8 protein-coding genes are annotated in these 12,962 nt (G+C 74.1%); all 8 read right to left on the bottom strand.

The window, feature by feature from the left end:
* Positions 1 to 431 precede the first annotated feature (431 nt).
* The gene (locus E2C05_RS22020; RefSeq protein ID WP_369127894.1) at positions 432 to 2,024 is read right to left on the bottom strand and encodes an ABC transporter substrate-binding protein; all 1,593 of its coding nucleotides are present in this window, start codon (positions 2,022 to 2,024) and stop codon (positions 432 to 434) included.
* 206 nt (positions 2,025 to 2,230) lie between these two features.
* A complete protein-coding gene (locus E2C05_RS22015) occupies positions 2,231 to 4,318 on the bottom strand; it encodes a PAS domain S-box protein (protein ID WP_133221801.1) in 2,088 nt (695 codons plus the stop codon).
* 310 nt (positions 4,319 to 4,628) lie between these two features.
* On the bottom strand, positions 4,629 to 5,456 hold the full coding sequence (locus E2C05_RS22010; protein ID WP_133221800.1) for an SDR family NAD(P)-dependent oxidoreductase: 828 nt from the start codon (positions 5,454 to 5,456) through the stop codon (positions 4,629 to 4,631).
* A gap of 85 nt (positions 5,457 to 5,541) precedes the next feature.
* Positions 5,542 to 6,318 (bottom strand): enoyl-CoA hydratase-related protein, encoded by a 777-nt coding sequence (locus tag E2C05_RS22005; protein WP_133221799.1) that lies wholly within the window; start codon positions 6,316 to 6,318, stop codon positions 5,542 to 5,544.
* A gap of 46 nt (positions 6,319 to 6,364) precedes the next feature.
* Positions 6,365 to 7,324, bottom strand: coding sequence for a tripartite tricarboxylate transporter substrate binding protein (locus E2C05_RS22000; protein WP_133221798.1), 960 nt, complete (start codon positions 7,322 to 7,324; stop codon positions 6,365 to 6,367).
* On the bottom strand, positions 7,321 to 8,826 hold the full coding sequence (locus E2C05_RS21995) for an acetyl-CoA acetyltransferase (protein WP_133221797.1): 1,506 nt from the start codon (positions 8,824 to 8,826) through the stop codon (positions 7,321 to 7,323). Before E2C05_RS21995 ends, E2C05_RS22000 begins: the two co-directional genes overlap by 4 nt.
* The gene (locus E2C05_RS21990) at positions 8,826 to 10,931 is read right to left on the bottom strand and encodes an acetate--CoA ligase family protein (protein ID WP_200305950.1); all 2,106 of its coding nucleotides are present in this window, start codon (positions 10,929 to 10,931) and stop codon (positions 8,826 to 8,828) included. Before E2C05_RS21990 ends, E2C05_RS21995 begins: the two co-directional genes overlap by 1 nt.
* A gap of 142 nt (positions 10,932 to 11,073) precedes the next feature.
* The coding region (locus tag E2C05_RS21985; protein ID WP_133221795.1) for a glycosyltransferase family 2 protein at positions 11,074 to 12,962 on the bottom strand (1,889 nt) is incomplete at its 5' end.

Genomic DNA, 12,962 nt, shown 5'->3' with positions numbered 1-12,962 from the left:
GGCGCCGCCTCGGCGGGCTGGGCCGGGGCGGGCCGCGAGCGCCCGTCCAGCGCCGCGGCGGATGCGGCCGGCAGCGCCGCCCTCACCGGGCGGGGGGCCGCCGGTCCCGGGACGCCGGCATGGGTGCTTCCTTGGGGAGCGACCGGGTCATGCACGCCTTTCGGCGCAGACTCATGAACGATTCATGGATGCCGGGCGGCGCGGCCGATCCTCGGGCCAAGCTGGCGCCACCTCTGGCGACTCACTCGCCAAGCCGGGGCGGGCGGCCGAGGCCCGCCGGCCGGGCGGCCGACATCTTCTCGCGAGGCGCGGGGCATGGCCTGCCCCGCGCGGCCCGCGCCGGGCACGCGCTGTCCCCTGCCCGGCGGGGGATGCCCAAGGCCGGCGCCGGCCGCACGCCCGAAGCGGCGGTGGGGCCCCGTCGCCCGCCGTCAGGCGGCGCGGCGCGCGCCCCAGGGCACCGGCGGGCCCTTCATCAGCCCGGTGACGCTGCGCCGCCAGGCCGCCGGCTGGAAGAACTGGCCGAGCGGGATGTAGGGCACGTCGCGGGTCAACGCCGCCTCCTGGATCCGCCGCGCCAGCCCCTGTTGCGCCGCGAGGTCCGGTGCCTCGAACCAGGCGTCGCGCAGCTGCTCGATCTCCGCGCTGCTGGCCCAGCCGACCCAGCCCTGCTCGCCATTGCCGCGCAGCGGGTTGTGCGCCGCCGGGTCCCAGAAGTCGAAGCCGGAGAAATTGGTCACGAAGCCGGACCAGCCGCCGCGCTCCGGCGCTTCCCGGCTGTTCCGCCGCTGCACCACCGTGCCCCAGTCGGTCGCCACGTAGTCGAGGTTGATCCCGATCCGCCGCAGCACGTCGCCGACCACCATGGCGGCATTGCTCAGCGTCGGGATGTCGGTCGCCGCCAGCAGGCTGAGACGTTCGCCATTGTAGCCGGATTGCCGCAGCAGCTCGCGGCCGCGCTCGATGCTCTGGGCGAAGGCGCCCATGCCGGCATCGCTGGCCAGGGGCGAGCTGGGGCTGAACACGCCGACCGGCTGCAGGCGGACGAGGTCGGGATCGGTGCCCATCACCGCCTTCATGATGTCGCCGGGCGTGATGGCGGCCAGCACGGCGCGGCGGACGCCCGGGTTGTTGAAGGGCGGCACCAGGTGGTTCGGCCGCAGCGTGCTGAACAGCCCCATGAAGTCAAGGATGTCGACGGCGACGTTGCGGTTGCGCCGCAGCAGCGGCAGCAGGTCGGCCGTCGGCGTCTCCCACCAATCGACCTCGCCCGCCGTCAGGGCGGCGCTGGCGGTCGCCGGGTCGGGCAGGATGTGCCACTCGACGCGGTCGAAATGCACCTGCTTGGCGCCGGCGGTCATGCTGGGCGCGCCATCCGGCCGCGGCTGGTAGCCGGCGAAGCGCTCATAGGCGGCGCGGCTGCCGGGGACGAACTGGTCGCGCAGGAAGCGGTAGGGGCCGCTGCCGGTCGCATCCGTGATCTGCTGGAAGGCGTCGGTCTGCGCCACCCGCTCCGGCATGATGAACAGGCAGGGGGTGGTCACCTTGCCGAAGGCGTGCAGCAGCAGCGGGAAGGGCTTGGTCAGCCGGATCTCGAAGCGCCGGTCGTCCAGCGGCTTCATCTCGGCGGTCAGGCTGGTCAGCTTCTGCCCCAGCGCGTCGCGCCGGGCCCAGCGGGCGATGGAGGCCGTGCAGTCCCGCGCCCGCACCGGCTCCCCGTCATGGAAGCGCAGCCCCTCCCGCAGGGTGAAGGTCCAGCGCAGGCCATTGTCCTCGACCGCATGGCCCTCGACCATCTGCGGCCGGATGTTGAACTGCTCGTCCATGCCGTAGAGCTGGTCGTAGACCAGGTAGGCATGGTTCCGGACGATCCAGGCCGTGGTCCAGACGGGGTCGATCGAGGCGAGATTAGCATGCGGCACGAAGCGGAGCGTGCGCGCCGCCGCCGGCTGGCCGAGCGCCGGCGCCGCGATGCCGGCTCCGAGCATGGCCGCCCCGCCCAGCAGCAGGTCCCTGCGATGGATGGTCATGAAGCCCCCGTTATCTTGGTTAACGGAGCTTAATTGTTCGTCACAGAACGGAAACCAAGGGGGTCGGGCCCGACGCCACCGCACCGGCCCGGCAGTGCCCGGCGCCCGAGGCACGGCCCATCGGCCATGCCGGAGCAGCGACCGCCATCCGGCCCGGCGGCGTTCGCGCGGCGCCACGCCGCGTCGCGGCGCGCCCGGCCCTATTCGGCCGCCAGCCGATCGGCATCCTCGCCGCTGACCCGGGCCAGCGGGACGGTGATGTCGCAGGCCAGCCCCTCCGGCCGCCAGTGCCGCAGCGCCTCGCCGCCGAGCTGGTCGCGCACCGTCGCCTCGATGACGCGGGACCCGAAGCCGCGCCGCGCCGGCGGCGCCGAAATGGGCGGCCCGCCGCTTTCCTCCCAGCGGATGCGCAGCAGCCCGGCCGCCGCGTCGCAGGCCCAGGTCAGGCGCAGCCGCCCGGTATCGGCGCCCAGCGCGCCGTACTTCACCGCATTGGTCGCCAGCTCGTGCAGGGTCATCGACAGCGCCTGCACCGCAGTGGCGGAAAGCCGCAGCGCCGGCCCGTCCAGCGCCACTCTGCCCGCCCCCGCTTCCCCGGGCACCAGGAAGGTCGCCAGCTCGCCCGCCGCCAGCTCGTGCAGCCCCGCCCCTTCCCACTTCGCCTGGGCCAGCAGCGTATGCGCCCGCGCCAGCGCCGCCACCCGGCCTTCCACCGCCCTCGCATAGGTTTCCGCATCGGTCCGCGGCGTCAGGCGCAGCGCCGCCTGCACCACCGCGAGCGCATTCTTGGCCCGGTGGTCCACCTCGCGCGACAGCAGGATGCGCTGCGCCTCCGACCGCTTGCGGCCGCTGATGTCGACCACGGCCACCACCGCCCGCGGCCGGCTGTCCGCGGCGCCGCGCACGATCGCCACATGCACCGCGACCCAGACCGCCTCGCCGTCCTTGCGCAGGTAGCGCGTCTCCGCCTCGTACCGGCCGCCGCCGGCCATGGCGGCGCGGAACCCGGCCTCGTTCGCCGCCCGGTCCTCCGGATGGGTCAGGGATCCGAGGGTCGTGCCATCCAGCAGCTCCGCCTCCTCATGGCCGAGGATCTCGCAGAAGCGCCGGTTCACCCGCAGCAGCCGGCCGCTGCGCGGGTCCGACTGCGCCATGCCGATGATCGTGCTCTCGAAGATGGCGCGGAACTCCGCCTCGCTCTCGGCCAGGCGGGCGGTGCGTTCCGCCACCCGCGCCTCCAGCGACAGGTTCGCCGCCGCCAGCCCCTGCTGCCCGCGCCGCAGCAGCAGCGCCAGGCCCAGCAGCGCCAAGGTCGCGGGTACGCCCACCATCAGCTGCTGCCAGACCGTGCTCCACCAGCCGGCGATGATCATGGCCCGCGGCCGGTTGGCGGCGGCATAGACCGGCCAGCCCTCGATCCGCCGCAGGGCGATGTATTGCCGTTCCCCATCCGTGGCCGACCGGGCGGTGAACAGCGCCCGCTCCGCCCCCGCCGCCGCCGCGGCGCCGAAGCGGGTTTCGGGCGCGATGCGCACCGGCCCCGTCTGCCCGATGCTGCGCGCCAGGATCTCGCCATCGCCGCGGATCAGGGCGAGTGCGTCGCCATCCCGCGCCACCAGGCTGCGCAGCCCTTCCGCCACCCGGTTCGGATAGATCGAGATGTTGACCAGCCCGTCGAACCCGCCCGGCGGCACGCCCGGGTTGCCGGTGCGGGTCCGCCGCCGGCTGACCGCGAAGAACAGCGTGTTGTCGAGCCGCCCGGTATAGACCCGGCTGACATGGATCGCCGGCGCGCCATCCGCCCGGAGGGCGAGGAAGAAGTCGCGGTCGGCCGCCACCGGCATGTCCCGCGGCACCGGGAAGACATTGGCCGACACCAGCGGCCTGCCGTCGCGGCTGATGACGAAGGCCGCCTCGGCCTGCGGCACCTCGGCGATCAGGCTCTTCAGCTCGGCGTTCAGCGCCGCCTCGCCCGCCCGGATGTCGTCGTCCGACAGGCCGCGCAGGACCGCATCCACCCGCCCCGCCGCCACCGCATGCGCGCTAAGCACGCGCGAGCCGTATTCCGCCACCGCATCGGCGGTGTGCTGCAGGTCGCTCGCGGCGACGCGCCAGGCATCGCGCCAGGCGACCCAGGCGCTGAGGCCCATGACGATGACCGGCAGGATGATCACGGCGACGACCAGCAGTCGGATCGTGGCCGAGAGCGTCGCGCCCTCCGCCGCGCGGCCGGCGGTGGGGGGTGGCCTGCCCGCGCTGTCCGACTTCCCCGGGGTGCTCGCCCCCATGGCCGTCACCCTGCCCTTCCTGCCCGGCGCCACCACCCGACATGGGCGGGGCGCGCGCCACCGTCCACCGCCCGCAGGACCGGGGCGCCGCACCCGCAAGTCCCGCATACCCGCAACTCAGCCGGCATGAAAGCGCGTTCCTGGCAACCGCAGGGGTGCGGCCACGCCGCCGCAGCGGGCGGCTTCGGGGCGGGCCGCGTCCAGGCGGCATCGCCCGGACGCGCATCCCTCCCCTGAAAACCAATGCCCAGAGACCATCCGACCGCGGCGGACCGCCCGGCGGCGGGGCCGCTGCCGCGCGGGGACCCGCCTAGGGCCGGCCGCCGGCGACCACCAGGGTCTGCCCGGTGACGTAATTGGATTCCGGGATGCAGAACAGATAGACGCTGCCCGCCGCCTCCTCCGGCCTGCCGCCGCGGCCGAGCGGGATCAGCTTCTCCGCCGTCTGCAGCACCTCCGGCCGCACGCCCACCGGGATCTCCCGGCCCGAGATGTCGATGGTGGCGCCGCCATGCGCCGGCGCCTCGGTCAGCCGGGTCATGATCAGGCCGAAGGCGACCGCGTTCACATTGACCTTGTATCGCCCCCATTCCTTCGCCATCGCCCGCGTCAGGCCCTGGATGCCGGCCTTGGCTGTGGAATAATTGGCCTGGCCGGCATTGCCGAAGACGCCGGAGGTGGAGGAGATGTTCACCACCTTGCGGAACACCTCGCGGCCCTCGCTCGCCTCCTGCCGCGCCGCTTCGCGGATGAAGCGCGACGCCGCGCGCATGATCCGGAAGGGCGCGGTCAGGTGCACGTCGAGGATGGCGTACCACTGCTCGTCCGACATCTTCTGGATGACGTTGTCCCAGGTGTAGCCGGCATTGTTGACGATGATGTCGAGCCCGCCCCAGGTGTCGATGCCGGCCTGCACGAAGCGCTCGGCGAAGCCTTCCTTCGTCACGTCGCCATTGCAGGCGACGGCCTCGGCGCCCAGCGCCTTGATCTCGGCCACCGTCTCGGCGCCCGGGCCGTCGTCGAGGTCGTTGACCACGACGCGGGCGCCCTCGCTGGCGAGCTTCAACGCGATCTGGCGGCCGATGCCGCGACCCGACCCGGAAACCAACGCGACCTTGCCGTCCAGCCTGCCTGGCATGCCATTCCCTCCGACTTCCCGGGGAAGGCGCCGCCTTCCCCGGACTCCATCCGCCAAGGGCCGAAAGGCCCTCGGAACCCTCGGGTCAGCGCCCGACCCAGCGCGGCGGCCGCTTCTCGACGAAGGCGCGCGGGCCTTCGCGGAAATCCTCGGTCGTACGCACGAGCGCACTGGCCTTGGCCGAGACCTCCCACAACGCGGCCTCGGAGAGGTCCTGGGCCTGGCGGGCGACGCCCAGGCTTTCCCGCACCGCCACCGGCGCATTGGCACAGACGCGGCGGGCGAGGTCGAGCGCGGTCGCCACCACCTCCCCCGCCGGCACCGCCGCATTCACTAGGCCGAACTGCGCCGCGCGCGCCGCCGGAATCGGCTCCCCGGTCGCGATCATCTGCAGGGCGATCGCCTTCGGCAAAGCCCGCGGAAGGCGGAAGACGCCGCCGGCGCCGGCGACAAGGCTGCGCTTGACCTCCGGCAGGCCGAGATTCGCCGTCTCCGCCGCCACCGCCAGGTCGCAGGCCAGCAGCAATTCGAGGCCGCCGGCCAGCGCATGGCCCTGCGCCGCGGCGATCCACAGCTTGGTCCGCTTGGCCCGCACGAAGCCGCCGAAGCCGCCCTTCTCCGTGGACAGCGACTTGCTGGTGCCGGCCGCGACCTCCTTCAGGTCGGCGCCGGCGCAGAAGGCGTGCGGCCCGGCGCCGGTCAGCACCACGGCCCAGAGATCGGGATCCGCTTCCACCCGCTCCACCGCCGCCTCCAGCCCGGCGGCGACGGCGCCGTTCACGGCATTCCGCGCCTCCGGCCGGTTGAGGGTGACCAGCGCGATATGCGGCTCCACCACCTCGAACAGCACGGCCTCGGCCATGTCTCTCCTCCCCTTCTGGCAGCCGGACGGACCGAGCGGGCCGCCCTCAGTCGATGCGCAGGCCGAGGGCGCGCACCGCCGCGCCCTCCTCCTCGAACAGCCGGCGCGCGAAGCCGTCGTACTCGGCCGGGCCGAGATAGAGCAGCGGCATGTCGAAGCGATCCAGCGCCTGCTGCGAGGCCGGGTCGAACAGCGCCGTGCGGAAGGCGTCGTGCAGCGCCCGCACCACCTCCGGCGCCATGCCGCGCGGCCCCGCCAGGCCGTAGGGCGCGTTGGAGACGATGTCGATGCCTAGCTCGCGCAGCGTCGGCACGGCCGGGAAGCGCTTCGTCCGCTCGGCGCCCCAGGTGTTCAGCAGGCGGAACTTTCCCTCCTCCACCAGCGGCGCCATGCCGCTGCTGTCCGCCACGGCCTGGATCTGCCCGCCCAGCAGCGCCTGGAAATTGTCCGACCCGCCGCGGAAGGGCACATGCAGGAACTCGATGCCATGCAGCGCCGCGATGCGTTCCATGGTGATGTGGAGCGAGGAGCCGACGCCCGGCGTGCCGTAGCTGACCTTGCCGGGATGCGCCTTGGCATGGGCCAGGAACTGCCCCCAGTCCTGCCAGGGCGAATCCGCGCGCACCGCGACGTAGTAGGTGTAGCCGGTCAGGTGGATGACATAGGTGAAGTCGCGCAGCGGGTCGAAGCTCGATCGCCGCTGCATCGCCGGCAGGCGGAAGACGGTGGCCGGCAGCAGCCCGACCAGGTGGCCATCGGCCCTTGTGTCGGTCGCCAGCATCTGCGCGCCCAGGGTGGCGCTGGCGCCGGTGCGGTTCTCCACCACCACCGGCTGGCCGAGGATCCGCCCGGCGATCTCCGCCAGCACGCGGCCATGCGCATCGGTCGGCCCGCCCGGCGCCAGCGGCACCACCAGCCGGATGGGCCGGTCCGGGAAGGCGGCGCGCGCCAGGCGCGGCACGGCCAGGGCGGCGCCGAGGCCAAGCGCGGCGCGGCGGCGGATCATGCCGGCGACCAGTCCTGCAGCCCGTCCGCCGCGGGGCGCAGCAGGCCCGGCGTGCCGATCGGCGTGCGGTCCTGCCGCTTCAGCAGCGCGATGGTGTCGGCATCGGTCCCCGGGACCCGGCCGAGCGCCCGGCGCCCATCCGCGAGGCGGAGGATCGCCACGCCATGATGCGGCGCGCCGTCGCGGTCATGCAGGACGGTGAAGGTCTCGATGGTCGCGGGTCCTTCCGCCGCCTCCACGAATGCCGGCACCGGGCCGCGGCGGCCATCCGCCTCCGCCTGCACCGAATAGGCCTGCGGCAGGCGCCACGTCCTGGGCGGCCGGCTGGCAAGCACCACCGCATGGTGCTTGGTGACGAACTCGCCCTGGCCATAGAGCAGCGCGGCGCTGCCGGGCCTCTCCCGCAGCGCCCGCGTCATCGCCGCCGCCGCATGGGTCATGTAGTTGTTCAGCGGCGCGCCGAAGAAGGTCAGCCCGCCCGTGGTGGTCGGCGCCATGCCGCGCGGCAGGCCGAGCCGCCGCGCCGCCATCTTCGGCACGCAGGGGAAGCAGGAATACAGCTCGCAGGTCTCGAAAGCCGCACCTTCCTCCTCGGCGATGCGGGCGCAGGCGTCCAGCACGGCATTCTGCGCGTGGCTCTCGTGGTAGTGGTCGCGGTTGAGGTAGTCGCGCGGCTCCACCGCCGCCGCGCCGGCCCACAGATAGACCAGGCGCTCCTCCGGCACCCCGGCGGCGCGGGCGCGCGCCAGGCTGCACAGCAGGATGGCGCCGCCCTGGTTCACCATGGGGTTGGCCACCTGCAGCTTGGTGTAGGGATAGGCGATCGGCCGGTTGGCCGGGCCGGGCGTGCCGATCTCCGCCGGCGTGTATTCGCGCTTCAGCCAGGCCGCCGGGTTGCGCGCCGCGACGGCGGAGAAGCGCGACCACAATTCCGCCGATTCCGCCTGCCCTTCCGCCGGCGTCTGGCCGAGGAAGGCCTCCACCGCATTCTCGTAGAAGGGATAGACCGAGACGGGGTCGGCCACGCCCAGCCGCACGGACAGGGGGTGCAGGAAGTCCCGCCCGCGGGTGCGCGTCCAGTTCGGGTCGGGCGTGGTCCAGGGCAGCGTCACGCCCTGCTTCTGCGCCTGCCCGACGGCATGCGTCGCCTCCCCGCCCACCACGGCCGCGACCTCGCTCTCGCCGCGGGCGATGCGGTTCGCGGCCTCGTGCAGGTGCCGCACCGGGCTCTCCCCGCCCACGGGGCCATAGACGGTGCGGCGCGGCCGGACGCCGAGGAACCCCGCCAGCGCCGCCGGCAGGTCGCCATAGGGCCAGGAGACGGAGTTGACGATGTCGAGGCTGTCGAGCGCCGGCAGCAGGTCCGGCGCGCCGGCATCCGCCGCGGCGCGCCGCAGCGCCTCGGCCATCAGCGCCGCCGGCTCGCGCGCCTGCAGCACGTCGGCGGGCCGTTCCGTGACCTCGCCGGCACCGATGATGACGGGGATGCGTCCGGCGTCCATCACGCCTCCTCCTCCGCGAAGATCGCCAGCGCGTCCAGCGCCTCGGCCCCCGTCGCCGTCGCGCGCAGCGGGTTCACCTCCAGCGAGGCGAGCGTGGGTCCCAGCGCCAGCGCCGCATCGCCGATGCAGGCCACGGCCGCCGCGGCGGCATCCCTGTCGATGCCCGGCATGCCGCGATAGCCGTCCAGCAGCGTCGCGCCGCGCAACTCGGCGAACATCTCCAGCACCTGGGCCTGCGTCACGGGCAGCAGGCGGATGGCGGTGTCGCGCAGCGCCTCCACCCAGATGCCGCCCAGGCCCACCGCGATGGCCGGGCCCCAGAGCGGGTCGCGCAGCACGCCGACGAAGAGCTCGACGCCGGGTTCGCTGCGCATGGGCGCGACCAGCACGCCGTCGATCCGCGCCTGCGGCTTCACCGCCTGCGTCGCGCCGATGATGCGGTCGAAGCCGGCCGCCACCGCCGCCTCCCCCGCCAGGTTCAGCAGCACGCCGCCGACATCCGATTTGTGCGCGATGTCGGGCGAGGCGATCTTCAGCACCGCCGGCCCGCCCAGCGCCGCGGCGGCCGCCACCGCCGCCTCCGCGCTTTGGGCCAGCGTGACGGGCACCACCGGCACGCCGCGGGAGGCGAGGTAGGCCAGCGCCGCATGCTCGCTGCCCGGCCGCGCCGCCGCCGGTGCCGGCGGCGCGACGCGGGGCGGCAGGCCGCGCTCCCGCCAGGCGCTCCAGGCGCAGGCGCGGCCAATGGCGGCCAGGCCCCAGGGGATGCCGCTGCCGAGATAGGCGATGCCCGTCTCCTCGATCAGCGCCCGACCCGCCTCGGTCACCGGCCGGCTCATCACGCTCAGCATGACGCAGGGCTTGCCCGTCGCGCGGAAGCCGGCGGCGATCTGCCGGACCAGCTCGCCGCGATAGCCGGCGATCTCCTCCGGCGTGTCGGGCACGTCCATGAAGCAGGCGACCATGCCGATGGCCGGGTCGGCGGCGAAGGCGGGCAGGCTGCGGGCGAACAGCGCCGGGTCCAGCATCGCCCCGCCGGTGACATCCAGCGGGTTGTTCGGCGTGCCGAAGGCGGGCAGCACCGCCCGCAGCGCGTCCCGCGTCGGCTCGGCCAGGCGCGGCACCGCGACGCCATTCGCCTCCGCCTGGTCGGCCGCCATCTCGCAGACGCCGCCCGAGATGGAGACGAGGCCGAGCCGCCGGTCGCGCACCGGCCCGAGCCTGGCCAGCAGCGCGGCGGTGAAGACCAGCTCCTCGATCCCCTGGACGCGGAGGATGCCGACCTGGCGGCAGACCGCGTCGAAGACCCGGTCGTTGCCGACCAGGGACCCCGTATGCGCTTCCGCCGCCCGCGCCGCCGTCTCGCTGGCGCCGATCTTGATGGCGACGATGGGCTTGCCCGCCGCCAGCGCCCGCCGCGCCGCCTCGGCCAGCAGCGGCGCGTCATGCACGGTCTCGAGGAAGAGGCCGATGACCCTGGTCGCCTCGTCCTCGACCAGGAAATCCACCACCCGGGCGACGTTCACATCGGCCTCGTTGCCGGTGGAGACCTGGTAGGACAGGCCGATGCCCTGGCGATGCGCGAAGCCGGCGAGGAAGCCGGCCGTCGCGCCGCTCTGCGAGACCACGGCGATGCGGCCGCCGCGCAGCACCGGCAGGGGCGGCTGGGTGGTCCAGATCGGCACGCGGTCGGCATAGTTGATGAAGCCGAGGCAATTCGGGCCGAGCAGCGTCACGCCCTCCGCCCGCGCCGCCGCCAGCAGGGCTTCCTGCTTCGCCGCGCCCTCGACGCCGATCTCGGCGAAGCCCGAGGTCAGCACGACGGCGTTGCGGATGCCGGCGGCGTTGAGGTCTGCGAAGGCCTCGGCGATCGCGCCTTCCGGCACCATCAGCAGCGCCGCATCCACCGGCTCGCCGATCGCGGCGCAGGACGCCGCGGCGGGCAGGCCATGGACCATGCCGCCCTTGCGGGAGACCGGGAAGACGCGGCCGGGAAAGCCGAGCCGGGCGAAATTGGCGAAGGCGGCGGTGGACCAGATGGACCGCTCCGTCGCCCCGACCAGCGCGACCGAGCGGGCGCGGAACAGCCGCTCCAGCCCGCTCACGGCGCGACCCTGCCGGCCGCCCCGGCAGTTCCTGCCCGCATCCGTTCCCTCCATGCCCTTGGAGCGGCGGCCGGCCCGGCCGCACGCATCGCGTGCAGCCAAGCGCGTCCCGCGCCGCTTGTCCAATCGCCTGGCGCAGGGATCAGGCGGAGGCGCGCAGCGGCCTGTCGTCCGGGTCGTTATGCGCTTCCGGCACCGGCCATTCGCCGCCGAGATGCGCCGCCCAGGGCTTCGGCCGGCGCGGTGGCAGGGCGATGGCGGCCAGGTGCCCCTCGCGCGACAGGTTGGCGTTCAGGAACGGATCCTGGTCCAGCACCGGTCCCCAGCGCCGCCGCATGTAGTCCGCCTCGGCATTGAAACGCTCCGCCTTCGCCGGATCGGTGTCCAGCCCGCGGGAGGCCGATTCGTGGTGCTTCAGCAGCGCGAAGGGCGTCCAGACCACCCGCAGCCCCAGTTCCCGCACCCGCAGGCAGAGATCGACGTCGTTGAAGGCGACCGCGAGGTTGCGCGCGTCCAGCCCGCCCACCGCCTCGAACACCGATCGGCGCATGGCCAGGCAGGCGGCGGTGACGGCGGCGAATTCGCGCGACAGGACATACTGGCCGAAGGGCCCGATCTCGCTGCCCGCCGCATGCAGGCCGAAATGCCCGGCGACGCCCGGCCCGTCGCGGAACCGGCCCATGCCGAGCAGCACGCCGGCATGCTGGATGGTGCCGTCGGGATACAGCAGCTTGGCGCCGACCGCCCCGACATCCGGCCGCAGCGCCTGCGCCACCAGCTCGCGCAGCCAGCCGGCCTCCAGCACCTCGATGTCGTTGTTCAGCAGCAGCAGCACCTCGCCGGTCGCCTGCGCCGCCGCGGCATTGTTGATCGCCGCGTAGTTGAACGGGCCGGGGCAGGGCAGCACCCGCACGCGCGGGTCCTGCCGCAGCCGCGCCAGCAGCGCCAGCGCCGCCGGCTCCGCCGTGTCGTTGTCGGCGATGATCAGCTCGATCTCGGGATAGTCGGTCTCGGCCAGGATGCCGCGGGCGCAGCGCTCCAGCAGGTCCGCCCGGTCGCGCGTCGGGACGATGATGCTGACGCGCGGCACCGGCGTCGGCAGCGGCCAGATCACCCGGCTCCAATTCGGCTCGGCCGGGTTGGCGACCACCTGCGCGGCGCCGGCGCCGATCGAGGCGAGGTGGTCGCGCACCGCCCGGCGGGAGGCCGCGACGCAGGCCGCGAGCTGGCCCTGGGAGAAGCTGCCCCCCGCCTCCAGGTGCCGCCAGTGGTACAGGATGGCGGGCACATGGACGATGCGGTCGCGCCCCACCGCGGCGGCGGCGCGCAGGATCAGGTCGTGGTCCTGGCTGCCCTCGAAGCCTTCCCGCTTGCCGCCCAGCCGCTGCAGCAGGGTGCGGCGATAGGCCGCGAGGTGGCAGACGAAATTCTGCCCGAGCAGCAGGTCGGGGTCGAAATCCGGCTTGAAGTAGGGCGTGTGGCGGCGCCCGGCGCCGTCCACCTTGTCCTCGTCGCCATAGATCACCTCGGCCTGCGGATGCGCCGCGGCGGCCACCGCGATCTCGTACAGGGCGCGTTCCGGCAGCAGGTCGTCATGGTCCATCAGCGCCACCCATTCGCCCTTGGCGAGGGCAATGGCGGCGTTGGTCGCGCCCGCGATGTGGTGGTTCCGCGGCAGCCGGCGCCAGGTGATGCGCGGGTCGGCCGCCGCAGCCTCGGTCAGGATGGCCGCGACATGCGGCGCCGGCGAGGCGTCGTCCGCCACGCACAGTTCCCAGTGCGGGTAGAGCTGCGCCCGCACCGAGGCGATGGCCTGCCGCAGCAGCGGCGCCGGCGTGTCATAGGCCGGCATCACCACGGAAATCAGCGGCCGCTGCGGCAGGGCGGCGATGTGGCGGCGGATGGCGGCGCGGTCGGCCGCGTCCAGCGTGTCCGCCTGCTGGATCCAGGCCTCGTAGACCGGGTCGGTCCCGGGCCCCGCCGGTGCCGCGGCCAGGGCGGCCGGGGGCGCGGCGGCGGGCCGCGCCGGGC

Origin of the sequence: Paracraurococcus ruber (genome assembly GCF_004353985.1) — a bacterium.
Lineage (GTDB): Bacteria > Pseudomonadota > Alphaproteobacteria > Acetobacterales > Acetobacteraceae > Paracraurococcus > Paracraurococcus ruber.
The sequence above is the reverse complement of the archived record's forward strand: the minus strand, read 5'-3'. Positions and strand labels throughout refer to the sequence as shown.

Excerpts from the sequence above, each read along its gene's own strand:
- E2C05_RS22015 (WP_133221801.1), bottom strand. The coding sequence starts at position 4,318 with ATGGGGGCGAGCACCCCGGGGAAGTCGGACAGCGCGGGCAGGCCACCC.
- E2C05_RS22010 (WP_133221800.1), bottom strand. The coding sequence starts at position 5,456 with ATGCCAGGCAGGCTGGACGGCAAGGTCGCGTTGGTTTCCGGGTCGGGT.
- E2C05_RS22005 (WP_133221799.1), bottom strand. The coding sequence starts at position 6,318 with ATGGCCGAGGCCGTGCTGTTCGAGGTGGTGGAGCCGCATATCGCGCTG.
- E2C05_RS22000 (WP_133221798.1), bottom strand. The coding sequence starts at position 7,324 with ATGATCCGCCGCCGCGCCGCGCTTGGCCTCGGCGCCGCCCTGGCCGTG.
- E2C05_RS21995 (WP_133221797.1), bottom strand. The coding sequence starts at position 8,826 with ATGGACGCCGGACGCATCCCCGTCATCATCGGTGCCGGCGAGGTCACG.